The following is a 17,179-nucleotide window of genomic DNA, read 5'->3' as shown; positions in this document are numbered from 1 at the left end:
GTCGCTATTGTTTCCCACCTCTTCCCCCCTGGGGGGGCGGGAGACGTTCTCGGCGGTTGAGTATAACCACCGCCGACGTGGGAACCCCCGGGGCGGCGCCGGGTTTTCCACAGGTGGTCCTGGTGGGGGGGGCCGACCTGTCCAGTTAGTTCTTGTTGCCGGGTTCCTCGCCGTTGTTGTCGTTGTCCCCGTTGTTGCTCTTGTCACCGTTGTCGTTGGTGTCGTTGTCGTCCCCGGCTGACGGTTGCTCTTCGGTGTCAGGCTGTTGGTTGTCGCGCTCGAGTTTCTCGATCTCCCCAATGGGGTCGAAGGTGGACATCTCGTCCTCGTCGAAGGCGATTTTCCCAATGTATCCGGCGGGATTGTCCAGGTCCTCTGCCACCGGCAGGAAGTCCGGGTGGTTCCACACGGCGTCTCGGCGTTCAGTGCCTACCGCGTCCTCCAGGCGCCGCCAGAGCTCGGCGGCTTCGTTGGCTTTGGGGGCGGTTAGGCTGATGCCCACTGTTTTCGTGAGCGCCTCCATCATGGGGGACCCGTTGTTGCGGAAGGAGGACCACGCCGCCCCGAGCATGGCGGAGTTGGGCATGCGGGATCCCAGGGCCGCGCCGACGACGTAGTCCACCCATCCCTCCACGAGGCTGAGGCTTGTCTCCAGGCGTTGGCGCGCGTGCGCGTTAGAGCTGACGACCTTCGGGGAGAGGTCGGCCCCCTGCAGGCGTTCCATGAAGCCCTTGAGGGATTCGGGGTCGTTGAGCATCTCCGGGTTGAATTCCCCGGAGGCCTCCTCCATGGCGGAGTTGTCCAGGGCCAGCCCGGCCGCAAACTCTTCCACATCCAGAATGAGCCGCTCTGCCAGCCAGGGGACGTGCTGGAACAGTCGGAAGTGGGCGGCTTCGCGGCAGGCCAGATAGATGAGGGTTTCCCGGCGGTCCGCGCCGAGGGTTTTGGCCATCTCCTCTAGGTGGTTGGTAGCGATGGCGGCGGTGCGTCCCTGCGCCAGAGGCATGCCCCACTGGGTGGAGAGCACTACGCCCTTGGCCAGCTCGCCGAGTGTGGTGCCCAATTGAACACCGAAGTTCATGGCGTTTGCCTGCTTCATGATGCCCGCCATGGGACCCATGTGTTCCTGCATTTCCTTGGGGACGCCCCCCATCGCGGCCTTCCCGAGGTTTTCCGCGAGGGGATCCACCAGTCGCTTCCAGGTCGGTAGGGTCTCCTCCAGCCATTGCTCTGGGCCGAAGGCGACGGAACCGGTAGCTCCGGCGGGCAGCGCAGTGGCTTCATCGAGCCATAGCTCGGCCAAGCGCACAGCTTCCGCGACGGCCTGAGAATCCGTGGGCTTGGGCCCCTTGGCGTCCGCAATGTGCCGACGGGCGATCCGCTCCGACATCGCGTAGTTCACGGCCCCGTTGCCGTCGGAGTTGTTCAGGTCGGAGCCGAAGCCGCTGATCATCGCCCCGAACTGGTTGAGCATGTCACCGAAGTTTCCGCCGAAACCCCCGTTGCCCCCGCCCGGGCCCTGCGGGCCCATGCCGAAGAAGAATCCGAAGGGGTTCTGGTTCGGATCATTGTTGTGGCGGTCGTCGTCCGAGTCATCGTTGGACGAGGAGGAGCCAAAACCAAAGTTACTCATGTTCCCAACCCTACTGAGAAGGAATTGTTTCGTCGCCCGCCTCGGGCCATCCCGGCGTGCGCTGTGAGCGAACAACTCATCGGCTCGGAGGGGGAGCCTGGCCTGGGTGCCGGGGCGGGCGGAAGGTAAGGTGAGACGGGTGAAAATCTGGAACCGGCGATCGCGCACCGTCGTCCTCGGTGCCGTGCCCGTAGCGGCTGTGATGTCCTTGCTGACATTGCCCACGGTTCCCGGCACGGACATCGATCTGACGGTCCCCTACGCTGCCGAGGGGCCGGGCCCAACCTTCGACACTCTGGGGCAGGCGGAGGGGCGGCCCGTCGTAGATATCGTTGGCGCTGAACAGGACAAGACTTCCGGTCATCTCAACATGACCACGGTCTCGGTGCGCACCAAGATGACGTTGGCCCAGGCGATGAGCCGGTGGCTGTTTACGGAGGACACGCTCGTCCCCATTGAACAGGTCTTCCCCGCGGGCAAGTCCCCGCAGCAGGTGCAGAAGGATAACGAGCAGGCCTTTGCCAACTCGGAATCCAATGCGACTATCGCGGCGATGAGCTACCTCCGGCGCCCGCTGGAAACGATGGTGATCAAGACCAGCGAGAGCTCTCCGGCTGCATCGGTGATGAACGTCAATGATGTGATCACGTCCGTAAACGATAAGAAGGTCACCCTGCCCTCGGATGTCGCCGCCGCGGTGCGAGAGCATGCGCCGGGGGACACAGTGACGGTCACGGTAGATCGGCGGGGCAAGAGCGTGTCTTTCCCTGTGACTTTGGCCGAGACTCCTGAGGAGTTTCGGCAGGGCCGGGAGAAATCGGCGTTCCTGGGGGTGACGACGGTGGCCCAGCCTGCGGGGGGGTTGCGGGTGGAGTACAACCTCGCCGATATTGGCGGCCCCTCTGCGGGGTTGATGTTCTCGTTGGCCGTGGTTGATAAGTTGTCGCCCGGGGAGTTAACGGGCGGCCGATTCATCGCGGGAACGGGCACGATCGATGCGGAAGGCAAGGTCGGGCCCATTGGGGGGATCACCCATAAAATTCAGGCGGCTAAGGACGCCGGGGCCAGCGCGTTTCTCGTACCGGCCGACAACTGCGCGGAAGCCGTTCAGGAAGGAGAGAAAGGAATCGAGCTGATTAAAGTCGATTCGCTTTCCGATGCAGTGGGGGACTTGAAGGACCTCGACGGGGGTAAACAGCCCAGCCATTGTGAGTAGCTGAGCGACCCTGCCTGGGAGCGGGGTGACATCTTGTCCAGCGGTTGTCTGCAGGGTGTTTTACCCTAGGCGGTAGCCGGTGTGTTTAAGCGGTACGACTGAAGTGGGGTTGTGGCGGTGGGTCGGTTGATGCGGGGTGTACATTGTGTTCCCAAACGTGGAGTGGCCTGGTCTTTGGCTGTGGTAATTGCGGTTGTGGCGGGCGGTTTCACCTCGGCGGGTGATGCAAGTGCGCAGCCCGAGCCTGTTGGGGATGGTGTTCCGGTCGAGGTGGTGTTGGATGCTTCGGGGTCGATGTTAACTCCGGATGCAGGTGGGGAGATGACGCGCATTGATGCGGCGAAGCAGGCGACGTCCTCGCTGATCGATGCCTTGGGGCCCCAGCAGCGGTTTGGGTTACTGACGTACGGGACACAGACGGGTAGTTCGGACGAGGAGAAGGCGGCTGGTTGTGCAGATGTGACTGAATTGCGACCGGTTTCTCAAGGGGATGTGGATCGGGCGAAGGCTGCCGTTGCGAGTGTGATCCCACGGGGTTATACGCCTATTGGGGCGGCGTTGCGTAAGGCAGCGGCGGCGTTGCCGTCGTCGGGTCCGCGCAGCGTGGTGGTCGTTAGCGACGGGGTGGATACGTGTGCTCCGCCGCCAGTCTGTGAGGTGGCTAGGGAGCTGAAAGGTCAAGGGGTTGATCTCGTTGTCAATACAATTGGATTGAACATCGATGAGCAGGGGCGGCGGGACTTGGAGTGTGTGGCCCAAGTCACAGGTGGGTCTTACGCGGATGCGGGGGACGCGGCGAGTCTTACTGAAAAGATGAAGGTAGCGACGCGCGCAGGGGAGGGCTACTCCGGGACCGGCCAACGCATCGATGGTGCTCCGGGTAAATGGGATGGCAGTGGTGGTGCAGACACTTGGGTGGACGGCTTAAACTTCGAATCTGCCCCGGTGGTGCACCCCGGCTTGCCAACAACTCCGCTGCTGATCAGGACCGAACTTCCAGCATTCCCGCAAGACTTTCCCGCTACTGGCGCATCCCGGTCCGGCCAGCATGCCATGGCTCGGACCTACAAAGTCCATCTCGAAGAGGGTGACGTCCTCTACGTCGGCGTGGTCGCCCCGCCTGTCGAAGGAACTGCCCGCCTCAGCGAAGGGGAATATCGAGGAACAGTTCGGGTGAATTACGTGACTCCCAACCCCAACGGGAGGCCTTCCGCTTCACCTGGTGGATACGATAGTGCCCCAAGCACGGGAAAGCCGGCCTACGTGGACGAGACCATCGTGGCCCAGAATTCCGGAGACTACGGGATCGTTGTCGTCCGGGATGGACCTTTCTTGGCCGACCAGCCCTTGCCCGTCCAGGTCAGCCTATCCGGCCACAAGGCGGTTCGAAGCACCACTCCAGCCCGAGCGATTACCGCGACTGATCGCGAGAACGCCGTGAAGGACGTCGGCCCCAATCCGAAGCCGGTGACGGGCGGTACTGGTCCCGATACCGCCGTCCCGATTGAGGCTAACTCACCTATCGAATCGGACCTCATACCCGGCGAGACTCGCTTCTTTTCCGTGCCCCTCGAATGGGGCCAGGATCTGGCTATCGCAGCTAAAGCCGTCGACCCCGAGACACCCAAAGGACAAGCAGGGTGCTTGGAAGCGGAAGCACTGGCACCGACATTCTCCAAGGTCGTTGACAGGGGCACTCGCGATTGCAGCCCGCTTTCAGGTACCCCTTCAAACAATCGCGGGGCTGCACTGAGGCGGTACATGGCTTCGACACTAGGGTTTGATCCGCAAAACCCCAATGGTGTTGTGGCGGGCCGACAAGTTATTGGAGTGACCCTGCAAAGCAAGCCAGGGCAAACGGGTGCCTCGGCCGAAAACCGGCAGCCGATGAAGTTCCACATGAGAGCGGTTGTCACTGGCACCCCGGTCAGTGGTCCGGAGTTTCAGCCCCTGACCGACTCGGCTAACCAGAAGCAGCCCAGCAACGGGTCCGACCCGGCCGGCCAGTCGCAGCCGGATGCGGCGGGCAAGTCCGATTCCAAGCCGGTGTGGTTCTGGCCTGCTCTGGCTCTCGGGGGATTGGTCGCGATCGGCCTAGTGGCGGGCACCCTTCTGATGATCAGGCGCCTCGGTTAATCCGGATCGAAGGATGCTCGCAGGGCCGCGGTGACCCCGGGGGCAAGGTTCTCTCCGCCCAGCAGCTCCACCCTGTCCTGAGCGAAGAGGTCCTGCTCCAATTCCTCCGCCGACGGGCGCAGTTGCACGAGGGTGAGTTCGGGTCCGGTGCCGGCGTCGTCCAAAATTCCCGAGAACAACCGAGCGGGGCGCGCCACCGCATCCGACGCAGAATTGACGAACCGAATCTCCTGCGCCAACACAGCACCGACCACGGCCTTCGGCCACCGTATCGCGGCAATGAACTCGCCCAATTCTTCTGAGCCGGGCGGAATGTGCTCCGGAATATCCTCCTGCAGCACCAAAGCTAAGGGATTGCGCCTCCTGCGGTCGGGATCCTCCACCAAATCCACCGCGTCCGAGACAAGCTCGAGGGGGACGAGGGCGAACAGTGATGGGGGACGATCCCACCCTTCAGCCTGGACGAAATCCACCGCTTCCAGCACAGCCGCGTTCAGAACACGGGGATTGCCGATATCCACGGGGTGGAAGAATTCACTCATCGCCCAGGGGCCCCTTCCTCGTTCTGGCGTTTTCGGGTTTTTCCCGCCCAAAGGATTCTACGTAAGGTGGGGGAGCACAAACGCTCACGTCCGGACGAGCTATCCCTCGTCCTCTGGGGGTGATGTGTGGCCTTGCATAACCAACAGGAGAAGAACACACTGTGACCACCACGCCTGGCTCCGCCTCCGACGGCAACGGCCGGGGGCGCGCGGGACGCGCCTCCCGCGCAGCTCGCTTCGTCCCCTCCAAGCGCTCTAAACTTTTGGGCATAGTCGCTGCGGTGGTGGCGGCCGCCTTCTTGATTATCCCCATCGTGGTCTCCGTGTTCACGGACTTCCAGTGGTTCCGGAGCATCAGCTACCAGGGCGTCTACGTCGGTGTGATCATCACCCGCGCGGTGCTGTTCTTCGTGTTTGGGGTGCTTGCCGCGCTCGCCGCATGGCTGGCGACGTGGGCGGCATATCGTCGGCGGCCCCACGAGCTCACCGCCATCACCTCCGCGAGCCCCCTCAGCGCCCAGCGCTCCCGCATCGCGCGGAATGTGCGGCCCCTTCTGGTCGGTTTTCCCATCTCCGCGGGCTTGGCCGCCGGGCTCATTGCGCAGGGGAACTGGCGTACGGCGCTGCTGTGGGTCAATGGGGGAGACTTCGGGGTGCAGGACCCGCAATTCCACCGGGACCTTGGGTTCTACGCCTTCGACCTGCCTATGCTGCAGTTCGTTGTGCACACCCTCAGCCTGCTGCTCATCATGGCGTTCATCGTCAACGCCGTGCTCCACTACCTGCTGGGGTCCATCACCACCGGCAATCCGCGGGTGGGGGAGAAGGCCTCCATCTCCCCGGCAGCGCGCCGCCAACTGGCCTTCATCGCCGGGCTGTGGATGCTGAACAAGGCAGCGAACTACTGGCTGCAGCGGTACTCCCTCATGAACCGGAACCAGGGAACCTTCACGGGGGCCTCCTACACCGACATCAACGCCGTACTGCCGGCCCAGATTGTGCTGCTGGTGATCTCCCTGTTCGTGGCGGCCCTGTTCTTCTTCACGCTGGTGGTCCGGGACCTTCGGATTCCGGCTCTGGGCGTCGCGCTGATGGTGGCGTCCTCCCTGACCGTCGGCATTGCCTGGCCGGCCGCACTGGAACAATTCTCGGTGGCCCCGAACCGCGCCGAACGAGAGCGGGAATACATCGGCCGGAACATCGAGATGACCCGATTCGCCTACGGCATCGGCGACGACAACGTCACCTATGAACGCGATTGGGGCGCGAAGCAGCCCGACAACGCCGAGGCCAAGCGCAAATCCATCGCCAAGGACGAGGCGACTATCTCCAACATCCGGCTGCTGGATCCGGACGTGCTGAGCCCGACCTTCACCCAGCAACAGCAGCTCCGAAACTTCTACGGTTTCCCCGACGAGCTCTCCATCGACCGCTACGAGGTGAACGGGCAGATGAGGGACTTCGTCGTCGCCGCCCGTGAGCTGAATCCCCAGACCCTGACCGGCAACCAGAACGACTGGATTAACCGGCACACGGTCTACACCCACGGTAACGGCTTCATCGCGGCCCCCGCCCGCAAGGTGGACGAGGTCGCGCGGGACGCCGGTTCTTCCCGCGGCGGATACCCCGTCTACACCGTTGCCGACCTCCAGTCCCTGGACCGCAAGGACCAGGGCGGGGAGCTCAAGCTGGACCTCAAGCAACCGCGCATCTACTTCGGTCCGCTGATCGCGTCCTCCTCCGTCGCCAACTCGGACTACGCCATCGCCGGCAACCGGGACGCGGCCAATCCCATGGAGTTCGACACGGACACCAAGAACTACACCTACGAGGGCGATGGTGGCGTGGACGTCTCCAACCCCATCAACCGCCTGATGTACTCCATCCACTTCCAATCGATGAACATGCTGCTCACCGACCGGATCGGGGAGGGCTCCCGCATCCTCTACGAACGGGACCCCCGCGAGCGCGTGCACAAGGTGGCCCCATGGTTGACGACGGACTCCAAGACCTACCCCATCGTCGATGGCGGGCGCATCAAGTGGGTCGTGGACGGCTACACCACCTTGCAGAACCTCCCCTACGCCCAGCGGACCTCCCTGACCAACGCGACGGCCGACCGGGCGACCCCTAACGGCGTGGCGCAGACCCAGTTGGTCAACGACCAGGTCAGCTACATCCGCAACAGTGTGAAGGCCGTGGTGGATTCCTACGACGGCAGCGTGGACCTCTACGCCTTCGACGACGAGGATCCGGTGCTGAAAGCGTGGATGGGGGCTTTCCCCGGGGTGGTCAAGCCGCGGTCGGAAATTTCCGAGCAACTGATGAGCCACCTGCGCTACCCGGAGGACATGTTCAAGACGCAGCGCGAGCTGATCTCCAAGTACCACGTCTCGGATCCCTCCGTGTTCTTCCAGAATGATGCCTTCTGGTCCGTGCCCGCCGACCCCACCGCGCCGGAGGGGAAGAAGGAGCTGAACCAGCCGCCGTACTACGTGGTCGCAGCGGACCCCCGCACGAAGCAGCCGAGTTATCAGTTGACCACCGCGTTCGTGGGCCTGCGGCGTGACTTCCTGGCCGCCCAGATGAGCGTGTCCAGCGACCCGGAGAGCTACGGCAAGATCAACGTGCGGGTGCTGCCCACGGGGACGCAGACGCAGGGCCCCCGCCAGGCGCAGGACACGATGATGTCCTCCGACCGGGCGGCGCAGGAGCGCACGCTGCTGAAGGGCACCACCACGCTGACGAACGGCAACCTGCTGACGTTGCCCGTCGGCGATGGGCAGATCCTCTATGTGGAGCCGGTGTACGCCAAGCGCGCGGACCAGGCCTCCGCCTTCCCGAAGCTGCTGAGGGTGCTGGTGACCTTCAACGGGCAGGTGGGTTACGCCCCCACGATTGCGGAGGCGCTGAGTCAGGTGGGGATCAATCCCGCTGCGGCCTCGGATGCGGCCCAGGCGGGGGCTGGGAATGCTGCTGCGGGCGGTGGGAACGGTGGTCAGGGCGATCAGGGCGATCGTCCGGAGAACCGTCCGGAGAATGGTACGACGCCACCTAACAGCAGCGTGTCCTCCGCCGCTGCCCAGAGGGTGCGCGAGGCCATGGATCGGGTGAAGCAGGCCCGGCAGAACGGCAGCTTCGAGGAATTCGGCAAGGCCCTCGATGAGCTAGACGCCGCGGTGAGCGACCTGCAGAAGCAGCAGGGATAGGCGGGCTGGGGCGGCCCGCCCGCGGGTGGGGGCGAGCAGGCGATTTTAGTTCGGCTGGAAGTTGCGTTAGAGTATGGGAGTCGCTTCGGGCGGACACACTGTGTTTGCCGCGATTCTGACCCGTCGCGGGGTGGAGCAGCTCGGTAGCTCGCTGGGCTCATAACCCAGAGGTCGTAGGTTCAAATCCTGCCCCCGCTACTAAACGAAAGCCCCTCGCCAGTGGAGACACCGGCGAGGGGCTTTCGCATGTGCTGCAACGGCTGCGTTCCGGCGGCCCCGGCTCCTTGGCTCTGTCGACCCTGGTTCTCTAGCGGCCCCGGCCCCGTTTGTTAGTCGCCCCGTGCCTTGCCGCCCCCGGCCCCGTTTTTACCGGTTTTGTGTCGCGGATCAGGGTTTTTCAGTCATGGGAGCGGTAAAAATGCGCTCGAAGATGCAGTCGAGCGTGGCAGAACTGCGGTCTTGGGCGATTTGGCCCGTGTTTTTGCCCGTGGTTTTTGACCCACCGCAGCGGGTTAGAGGAGGTATCAGTAGTCGGGTACGCCGCCGGTCATGACCACCTTGTTCGCTGCACTATCCCACCTGAATTGGGCTTCGGTCTCGCCAGAGGCCTCAGCGTTAGACTCGCCTGGTCTAGGAAAGCGCCAGGTCACACGAATCGAAGAGCCGTCAATGCGTGCGACGTCGGCCTTGGCGTAGGCCTTCTTTGTAGCGACGCCGATGTACTGCCCATTGTGGAAAAGCACGATCTGTATAGGCGAGGATCCTGTTGGCATTCGAATCCCTAACGTCACGTATCCGAGGGGAGCGCAGACGTTTGCCGCGTCAGTGAAGCCAGAGTTTTCGGAGCGGTCGAATGCCCATCCGGCATCTGGGTCATCGTTGTTGGGAAAAGGTGGCGGAACATCCGGCTCATGGGCTTTGAACGACTGTAGCGCCGTGTCCGCCGTGCAGGGGCCTCTGTTGTCTTGCGTAGCGGGTGCAGGTCTGGAGTCGGGAGATCCCTGTCCGAGAGTGGGGGAAGGTCCCGCAGCGGTGGGTGAGCCGTCTGTAGTGGGCTGCGACTGCGACTGGGAGGGCGCGGCAGAAAACGTACCAGCAGCATTCTGGCTCGAGTCCCCGTCTGAACAGGCAGAAATTAAAGCGGTGGCTGCGAGAGCTGTGAGGAAGACCGAAGTACGTTTCATGTCCCTCAAGCTACTCTCAGCGGAGATGTGGTTGGAAGCAGTTGGGGAGTGGTCCCGTTAGAGTTGCGTAGCACCGGAGCAGCGCCCGGCTAGAACCGTTTGGCAGGGATATCCTCGGTGGCCTGCTGCCGGGGGCGGGGCACCAGGTCGATGACGTTTATACCAGCCGAGTTCGTGGTCGTACTTGGCCACCTCTACTGGCCTCAGGATCTCAAATCCTCCAGGACACCAGAGGTTTCCATGACGTTTCCTAACCGAGAGAGAGCTAAGTTCGAGATGAGTGGCAGATGATCAATTGTCATGCTGGGGGACACCTAAGACCTGCGGCAGGGGTAAGAGCCAGCCGAGGTGGGGCTGGTGCGGGGTTGCATGACACGGGTAGTCAGGCAGGTTGAGTGGCTGGGTGGGGCCTGATGGTCTTGTATTCGATGGGGGGTTAAGCGGCCGAGGCGGTCTTGGCGTCGGCGGTGGCGGTCGGTGTGTTGGATCCATCACACAGTCGCCGTTTGTAGCTCGTCTTTGGTTGCCAAAAATTGTTGGTCGAGAACGTTTTGTGCATCAGGAAGAAGAGGCTTCCTATGGCGGCGTTGCCCCCGCACGCACCGGCTTGCCCCAAGGGTCCGACGAAGTCGTGACGGTTGATCGCGTCGTGCATCTTCAGCATCGGAATTGGAATCTTTTCTTGCTGTGTAGAACACATCCGGCAGCGTCACCTCGTCTGGCGATGGCGCTGTTGAGAACGTGGACCGCGAGGCGGGGCTTCATGGGCGAGCTCATCGAGGCGCTGACGCTTCGTCCTCAAGTAGACGACCTCGATCGCACATGGGTATACCGTTCCCTCGCCGGTTGTGTGGCCAGTGGTGTTGGTCAGTCGCGGGTTTGGCGTGGTCTGATTGTTCGGGGCGACGGCGGTGAACTCGCGGTTGCCCCGGTCATCGTGGACGGGGGTCCGAACGCCTGTGCCTGCCCCTGCGACGTCGGTTGATGGTGCTGGTCTATCTGGTGGCCTGACAAACCGCCACGCGGTCTGACGAAACATCGACTCGACGGCGAGTTCGCCGATGAGTGGGCTGAGCCTTCTCCCGGCAGGTTCGCCTGGGAGAGGTAGGCTGCGGCGCAGCGCGGCACCTCGTTTTCCTGCTCGAGTAGTCGTACCCGGCGCGTAAGCTCCTGGTGCTGTAGGGACCCTGCGGCCGTGGTGCTGGGCTTGATCCTGGCTTTCACATCGGCCTTACGCATCCCCTGCGTCAGCATTGTTGGGTGGATCCCGGCGTCAGAGGGGATCTGCTCGATCCTCCTGCCGTCCTCGCGGGACCGAATCGCGCCGAGAACATGGTCGTGGAACTCCTGGGGATAGGTCTAGGCACGGCGGCAGCCTTCCAGGCTCATCAACGGCAAGCCACGTCAGATGTCACCTACCCACGCACCAGCCCCTCGCCCTAACCGAAAGAGGGGAATCGAACCTACAGCAAGCCGTCCGTTCTCGTGTCAGCTGTCACTCGCTAAGACGCAAAGTCAAGGGCGCTGCTCAACCAAAATCAGGCGAGCTGTCTCGCTACATAGTCGCCAGAAAGGAGTGCCTGGGGATGAGTTGATACCATGTTGCCGCGGCCAGCCAGTCCGGACAGGGATCACAGAAAGTGGCTTGTCGAAGGTGCGTTGCTAAGAGACTTGGACTAGGTGCCGCACTACGAAAATAATCCCCGCTCCCAACCGAGCAGTAAGAGCCACAGAGCGTTGAGGTGCATCGGGAGCCCAAACCCGCATCGCAATGCGGAGCGAAATCATGACTGGGCGGTAGTCACCCTAGTACCTTGGTCTTCGTGCTGTCAGCTTTCGCGAACGGTTGCGAAGGAAAGTCCTTGGATGGCCTCTTGCTAGCAATCCGGCTGTAAGCTACCCTCATGCCTGCAGCCCATGAACCTGGTAACACTAGGCCGGGTACCGTGCTGCGGGTCGTACGGGGTCTGAAGAAGGCTCGGAAAACCCAGTCCGCTGATGGTTACCGCAAGGAATATCGGCTCGAGCAACCGGCTATTTGACGGAATTGTTAATTGAGCGGGTCAGCGGGCGCATAGAGTATGACCGAGAAAAAGGACGCATCAGGTCGAAGAAGAAACTGGCTATGAGATCGCTTGCTGCTTTTACTACGACAGTATGCTTGCTCGGGGTGGGAACTGGCAGCGCGAGTGCAGCTTCAGCGTGGAAGGGGCCGTACGATAGCCACGGTACCTGTATCTTGGCGTCTGGCGAGAACCGCGGGCTCCACTTTCTCATTGTCAAGGTGGCTTGTGAGCAACGTAATGATGGAAAACGGTGGTGGATGTCTCGATGGTGACACGTAAGCGCTTTTGTAACGAATGGTAAAAACGCTCTCACGATTCGGCCTCGTTGGAATTGCGGGCGCGCTTTTTGATTACGGCTCCCGAGCTTTGCTCATAAATGTCTCCGTTAATCCAACCTGTGCCAGGGCGCTTTCTTATGCTATTGGCAGTACGGTAGCTTACCTATTAAATAGCTATTTCACGTTCGATGGCGAACGCAGTAGCGCGGAAAATCGGAGAGCTATTGTTGCCTATGCCACATGCTTCGCGCTAGCTGTAGTCGTGGATCATCAAGTTAGAACACTTGTGGATTTGTCCGATAAGACATTGCTGGTGGCCTGGGTTGTTTCGCAGGCCGTAGCAACTTTAGTGAACTTTTTATTGCAAAGCTTCTGGGTGTTCCGTCGACCGAGTAGTCATTCGATTAATCCTTAGTACTGTGCCTGTGAAATTGGTCGAACGGCTGGTTCGCGGTTAGAGTGTATCACGGTTCTGCGGTGGCTAACCGTACCGTCGAATCTCTTTAAAGGGGGTCTGCCGCTGTGTACATCGACGCTAGTATGATGTAGATTCGAATGGTGAAATCTTTGGTTCCCACCTCTATAGTAGAAAAAAGTTTAACCTGTTAATTTACGATAAGTGTCAGTAGGCTAAATTTTATATCACAGTTTCCTAGAAGCTTCGGGGATAGACTTACTTCTTGAAATCTACTTCTATGGTGCTCCTGTAGTGTAGACTTTACGGTTCAAGCTGTGCCGAAACAGGTTTTACCGCCTTGAGATGCGCTAGTGTTTCCAATGTGATGGCGTAACGGACTCGGCCCTCGGAGCTGGATAAACGGCGCTATCTTGTTGTGATGGCATCTGTGTGCTCTGCATTGTGAAGCAGAAAGTTTGCGCTGGAGGTTTGGTTGTTATATTGGCAGCACCCGCGTCGATGCAGTGCAGTCCACCGCACACTCTGAGGGCATTGGTGAAGTCAGAACTCCCAGTCAGGTAAAAGCCATCGGTAAGATAAGTCAGGAAGGTGGCGGAACATCCGGCTCATGGGCTTTGAACGACTGTAGCGCCGTGTCCGCCGTGCAGGGGCCTCTGTTGTCTTGCGTAGCGGGTGCAGGTCTGGAGTCGGGAGATCCCTGTCCGAGAGTGGGGGAAGGTCCCGCAGCGGTGGGTGAGCCGTCTGTAGTGGGCTGCGACTGCGACTGGGAGGGCGCGGCAGAAAACGTACCAGCAGCATTCTGGCTCGAGTCCCCGTCTGAACAGGCAGAAATTAAAGCGGTGGCTGCGAGAGCTGTGAGGAAGACCGAAGTACGTTTCATGTCCCTCAAGCTACTCTCAGCGGAGATGTGGTTGGAAGCAGTTGGGGAGTGGTCCCGTTAGAGTTGCGTAGCACCGGAGCAGTACCCCCGGCGGAACGGTTCGCCACGGTCTGCGTCGGTGGTCTGCTGCCGGGCGGGAGGGAGGTGGGAGGTGACACCGCTTCGAAAACACGGCAGCACAGCCGGTATCTGAGCGTTTGCGCGTTTCCGCTCTCGGGGAGCCCCCGATTTACCGGTTTTGCGCTCACAGGGCCTCCGTTTTTACCGGTTTTGTGTCGCGGATCCGGGTTTTGTTGGCATGATAGCGGTAAAAACGCGGGCTAGGGGGCGATTGATACCCGCCCCCTCCGCCATCCGGCCCCCGCGCCGTCCAGCCTGGGCCGCCGTCCAGCCCCGGTCGCCGCTAGCCTCAGTCGACATCCAACCGGTAGAGCCACCCGTGGCGATCATCGTCCCGGCCCATCTGAATGCCCACCAGCTCATCCCGCAGCGATTGCGCCAGCTCGCCCCTCGGCTGCTGCTCGCGGAACTCCTCCCCACCGTCGATGCCGCACAACTCACGGATCGGGATCACCACCGCAGCCGTGCCGCACGCAAAGACCTCACGAACCGACCCGCTTGCCACCCCTTCGCGCCATTCCGCCAAGCTCACGGACCGCCGTACAACCTTCATCCCGCGGTCTTCCGCCAGCTGCAGCAAGGACTCCCGAGTGATGCCGGGCAGAATCGTGTCCGACTCGGGGGTCACGACGGTCCCATCGCTCATCACGAAGACGATGTTCATGCTGCCGCATTCATCGACGTTGCCCTCGGTGTCCAAAAACAGCGTCTGGTCGCAGCCGTGCTCCAGTGCCTGCCCTTGGGGCAACAAGCTCGCCGCGTAGTTGCCGCCGCACTTCGCCGATCCGGTCCCGCCCTTCCCCGCCCTGCGGTAGTAGTCGCTGACCCAGATCGACACCGAGTCGTTCCCGCCCCTGAAGTACGCCCCAGCAGGGCTCGCGATCACGTGGAACCGCGCTTCCCGCGCGGAGCGAACCCCCAAAAAGGCCTCGCTCCCAAACATAAAGGGCCGCAGGTACAGGCTCTGCCCTTCCGCGCCGGGCACCCACTCGTTATCTACATCGACGATCTGCTTCAGCGAAGCCAGAAAATGGTCAACTGGCAGCTCCGGCAGGGATAGCCGGTGCGCGGATCGTTGAAACCGCTTTGCGTTGTCCTGCGGTCGGAAGGTCCAAATGGATCCGTCCGCGTGCCGATAGGCCTTGAGGCCCTCGAAGATTTCCTGGCCGTAGTGGAACACCACGGCGGAGGGCATCATCGCGATTGGCCCGTAGGGCTCTACCCGCGCATTGTGCCACCCTTGCCTCTCATCCCAATCCATCCCCACCATGTGATCGGTGAAGGCGGCGCCAAACTGGGGATTTGCCAGGATGGTCTGCCGCTGCGCTGGAGGTACTGGCGTCGTATTCAAATAGCGGGTAAATGCAACTGGCTGGGAGGGGAGGAATTGTGCAGAATGGCGAATCATTATTGTCCTTTGGTGCCCGGAAGCCCGGGAGGCCCAATCGAGTTCCGGGGCCACAGAACCTGGGCAGGAAAAGTCGGGCGAGAATGTGCCGGAATGATCGGCCCCAATCCGCCTGGGTATGCTGCGGGGCCTTCAGGTAACGGCCGCGGTGTCCGCTCAAGGGGTAGTGAGGGAGAAAAATGGCCGCGCGCCGGTCCTCAGTCTGCGGGCCATGTTAGCCCACCGAACTTTCCTGCCAAAAGTTCACTTCAGCACCATCATCCGTTCACCCTAAGGTCACCCTCCAGGACCGGCTCACGGGTAATTTCCCCTCTGTTAGTTCGGTCCTCCCAGGCGGAGCGCGACATTCTTTAGCCGCCGTCTCAGCCCGGTCGACGATCTTCAGCCCCGTTCCAGAACGAAAGGCGCCCTCTCCCGTGAGCATCCCCGGCATTCGATCCCCCCACCACCCCCGGAAGCGCCGGGCGGTGTGGGCAGCCAGCCTCACCGCCATCGCAGCAAGCACCGCGCTCACCACCAACCCGGCGGCGGCCTCCCCCCTCGACGGGCTGCAGGTTCCTCAGGTCGCGGGCGCTCAGGGTGTTCCCGGCTACCCCCAGCCCGTCCAGCACCCCGGGGCTCCCGTGCCCACGCCCTTCGGCCCGGAATTCCTCGGCGGGTACATCTCGGACATCAGCTCCTACCCGCCGGGCAGCTACCAGGCCGTCATCCAGGGTTTCGATGATCTCCGCGCCAATCATCCGGAGGTCATGGCGCAGAACCTCGAAACGACCGTGCGGATCAACAATGCCGCCGCCTCGGACCCGCAGCTCATCGATCGTGCCCAGCGCGATGCGGCGGCGGATCAGGCCGGCATTCTCACTGAATTTGCGGACGCTCTTGGCCCGGAACTCGGCCAGCACTTCCGCGACGCCCTCGCAGAAAACCGCCTGCCGAAAACCAATTTCCTCCTGGGTAACGGGTACTTGGCCCGCGCCGGGGGAATAGCCAGCTCCAGCTACTTCGAAAAGCAGAACTTCGGCTACGAACGCCCCTTCGTCGTGGCCCCCGACCGCATCCAGCGCTACCAAAAGGGGTCCCGGGACTTCTACGAGACTTCCCCGTCCTTCCCGTCCGGCCACACTAACCAGGCCGCTTGGGTCACCACGCTGTGGGCCATCATGCTCCCGGAGCTCGGCCCGCAGATCCTGGATCGCGGTGCTGAAGCTGGCTACGATCGCCTGGTGATGGGCGTCCACTATCCTCTGGATGTTATCGGGGGCCGGATGACCGGAACCGCCGCGGCCGCCGATCGATGGAACGATCTTCATATGCGCGACGCCATTACCCAAGCGTCCGCCGAACTGCGCGCCGAGCTGGAATGGCGCGCGGGCAAGCCGCTGGACCAGGCCATCGCCGCCTCCGGTGCCTACCACAGCACCCCGGACGCCGTGGCCGAGTACACCCACCGAATGACCTACGATTTCGGGCCGATCACCAAGCAAGTGAACGCCCCCATCGTTCCGAAGGCCGCCCCGGACCTGCTGCTCACGAAGTTCCCCCAGTTGAACTACGAACAGCGCGCCTCTGTGCTCCGGCAGACCGCAATCCCCGGCGGCTACCCCTTAGACGACATGAGCGCGGCGGGATCTTGGCAGCGGATGAACCTGGCCGCCGCTTTCGCTGCGAAGGTCAGCGTCAACGGCGACGGCAGCGTGAGCGTTCAGAAGGCTTAAACGCGCGCGACACGGGTGGCCCTGGGTTCTCCTAGCCCAGGCGGCCGCGGCCCAACTGCAGGAGGGCCTTGGCGATCTCCACCCCTTCCGAGCCGAACTCCTCCCGGAACATATTGATGATGGCCACTTCTCGGGTGTAAACCAGCTTCGTCCCCCCGGACCCCTGCCGGGTCCGCCCGATGGCTTTCGATACCTCGCTGCGCCGGTGAATCGCATCGATGATGAGGCGATCCATGCGGTCGATCTCCTCGCGGTAGGTTCGAATCTCCGAATCGGACAGTGGGTCTTGCGTGCCGGAGGGCATGCGGACCGTGAAACTACTGTTCGAAGGCTGTTCGAGGCCCTGCTGATCGCCATGTCCCGCGCTCGTCATA

At 62.1% G+C, this 17,179-nt stretch carries 11 protein-coding genes and 1 tRNA gene; 6 read left to right on the top strand and 6 right to left on the bottom strand.

Annotated features, from left to right (window positions below):
• Positions 1-145: 145 nt before the first annotated feature.
• Positions 146-1,633: a zinc-dependent metalloprotease gene (locus CHEID_RS08010; protein ID WP_112769936.1), complete on the bottom strand. Its 1,488-nt coding sequence runs from the start codon at positions 1,631-1,633 to the stop codon at positions 146-148.
• A 202-nt stretch (positions 1,634-1,835) separates the two neighbouring features.
• On the opposite strand from CHEID_RS08010, the gene CHEID_RS08005 reads away from it, so the two are divergent.
• Both CHEID_RS08005 and CHEID_RS08000 read left to right on the top strand, forming a co-directional pair.
• Positions 1,836-2,849, top strand: a complete 1,014-nt coding sequence (locus tag CHEID_RS08005; RefSeq protein ID WP_181645941.1) for a YlbL family protein — start codon at positions 1,836-1,838, stop codon at positions 2,847-2,849.
• A gap of 129 nt (positions 2,850-2,978) precedes the next feature.
• On the top strand, positions 2,979-4,985 hold the full coding sequence (locus CHEID_RS08000) for a vWA domain-containing protein (protein ID WP_112769938.1): 2,007 nt from the start codon (positions 2,979-2,981) through the stop codon (positions 4,983-4,985).
• Here CHEID_RS08000 and CHEID_RS07995 read toward each other — a convergent pair.
• The gene (locus tag CHEID_RS07995; protein WP_112769939.1) at positions 4,982-5,527 is read right to left on the bottom strand and encodes a PPA1309 family protein; all 546 of its coding nucleotides are present in this window, start codon (positions 5,525-5,527) and stop codon (positions 4,982-4,984) included. The two genes, CHEID_RS08000 and CHEID_RS07995, sit on opposite strands and share 4 nt — an antisense overlap.
• A gap of 281 nt (positions 5,528-5,808) precedes the next feature.
• On the opposite strand from CHEID_RS07995, the gene CHEID_RS07990 reads away from it, so the two are divergent.
• Together CHEID_RS07990 and CHEID_RS07985 are read left to right on the top strand one after the other, a co-directional pair.
• Positions 5,809-8,736, top strand: a complete 2,928-nt coding sequence (locus CHEID_RS07990) for a UPF0182 family protein (RefSeq protein ID WP_238599375.1) — start codon at positions 5,809-5,811, stop codon at positions 8,734-8,736.
• A gap of 124 nt (positions 8,737-8,860) precedes the next feature.
• Positions 8,861-8,934 (top strand) — tRNA-Met (locus tag CHEID_RS07985).
• Positions 8,935-9,260: 326 nt separating this feature from the next.
• On the opposite strand, the gene CHEID_RS07980 is transcribed toward CHEID_RS07985, so the two are convergent.
• Both CHEID_RS07980 and CHEID_RS07975 read right to left on the bottom strand, forming a co-directional pair.
• On the bottom strand, positions 9,261-9,920 hold the full coding sequence (locus tag CHEID_RS07980) for an LppP/LprE family lipoprotein (protein WP_112769941.1): 660 nt from the start codon (positions 9,918-9,920) through the stop codon (positions 9,261-9,263).
• A gap of 436 nt (positions 9,921-10,356) precedes the next feature.
• Complete coding sequence (locus CHEID_RS07975) at positions 10,357-10,584, bottom strand: hypothetical protein (RefSeq protein ID WP_112769942.1); 228 nt, start codon at positions 10,582-10,584, stop codon at positions 10,357-10,359.
• A 1,696-nt stretch (positions 10,585-12,280) separates the two neighbouring features.
• Between CHEID_RS07975 and CHEID_RS07970 the strand changes: the two genes are divergently transcribed.
• Positions 12,281-12,679, top strand: a complete 399-nt coding sequence (locus CHEID_RS07970) for a GtrA family protein (protein ID WP_112769943.1) — start codon at positions 12,281-12,283, stop codon at positions 12,677-12,679.
• Between the two features lie 1,292 nt (positions 12,680-13,971).
• On the opposite strand, the gene CHEID_RS07965 is transcribed toward CHEID_RS07970, so the two are convergent.
• On the bottom strand, positions 13,972-15,090 hold the full coding sequence (locus tag CHEID_RS07965; RefSeq protein ID WP_112769514.1) for a branched-chain amino acid aminotransferase: 1,119 nt from the start codon (positions 15,088-15,090) through the stop codon (positions 13,972-13,974).
• Positions 15,091-15,506: 416 nt separating this feature from the next.
• Between CHEID_RS07965 and CHEID_RS07960 the strand changes: the two genes are divergently transcribed.
• Complete coding sequence (locus CHEID_RS07960) at positions 15,507-16,805, top strand: phosphatase PAP2 family protein (protein ID WP_273661050.1); 1,299 nt, start codon at positions 15,507-15,509, stop codon at positions 16,803-16,805.
• A gap of 31 nt (positions 16,806-16,836) precedes the next feature.
• Here CHEID_RS07960 and CHEID_RS07955 read toward each other — a convergent pair whose 3' ends face one another.
• Positions 16,837-17,178 carry a chorismate mutase gene (locus CHEID_RS07955; protein WP_112769515.1) on the bottom strand — a complete coding sequence of 114 codons (342 nt, stop codon included), beginning with the start codon at positions 17,176-17,178 and terminating at the stop codon, positions 16,837-16,839.
• Position 17,179: the final 1 nt, after the last annotated feature.

Origin of the sequence: Corynebacterium heidelbergense (assembly GCF_028609845.1) — a bacterium.
Classification (GTDB): Bacteria; Actinomycetota; Actinomycetes; order Mycobacteriales; family Mycobacteriaceae; genus Corynebacterium; species Corynebacterium heidelbergense.
The sequence above is the reverse complement of the archived record's forward strand: the minus strand, read 5'-3'. Positions and strand labels throughout refer to the sequence as shown.

Excerpts from the sequence above, each read along its gene's own strand:
- CHEID_RS07970 (WP_112769943.1), top strand. The coding sequence starts at position 12,281 with ATGGTAAAAACGCTCTCACGATTCGGCCTCGTTGGAATTGCGGGCGCG.
- CHEID_RS08010 (WP_112769936.1), bottom strand. The coding sequence starts at position 1,633 with ATGAGTAACTTTGGTTTTGGCTCCTCCTCGTCCAACGATGACTCGGAC.
- CHEID_RS08000 (WP_112769938.1), top strand. The coding sequence starts at position 2,979 with ATGCGGGGTGTACATTGTGTTCCCAAACGTGGAGTGGCCTGGTCTTTG.
- CHEID_RS07955 (WP_112769515.1), bottom strand. The coding sequence starts at position 17,178 with ATGACGAGCGCGGGACATGGCGATCAGCAGGGCCTCGAACAGCCTTCG.
- CHEID_RS07975 (WP_112769942.1), bottom strand. The coding sequence starts at position 10,584 with ATGCTGAAGATGCACGACGCGATCAACCGTCACGACTTCGTCGGACCC.
- CHEID_RS07995 (WP_112769939.1), bottom strand. The coding sequence starts at position 5,527 with ATGAGTGAATTCTTCCACCCCGTGGATATCGGCAATCCCCGTGTTCTG.
- CHEID_RS08005 (WP_181645941.1), top strand. The coding sequence starts at position 1,836 with ATGTCCTTGCTGACATTGCCCACGGTTCCCGGCACGGACATCGATCTG.
- CHEID_RS07980 (WP_112769941.1), bottom strand. The coding sequence starts at position 9,920 with ATGAAACGTACTTCGGTCTTCCTCACAGCTCTCGCAGCCACCGCTTTA.
- CHEID_RS07965 (WP_112769514.1), bottom strand. The coding sequence starts at position 15,090 with ATGATTCGCCATTCTGCACAATTCCTCCCCTCCCAGCCAGTTGCATTT.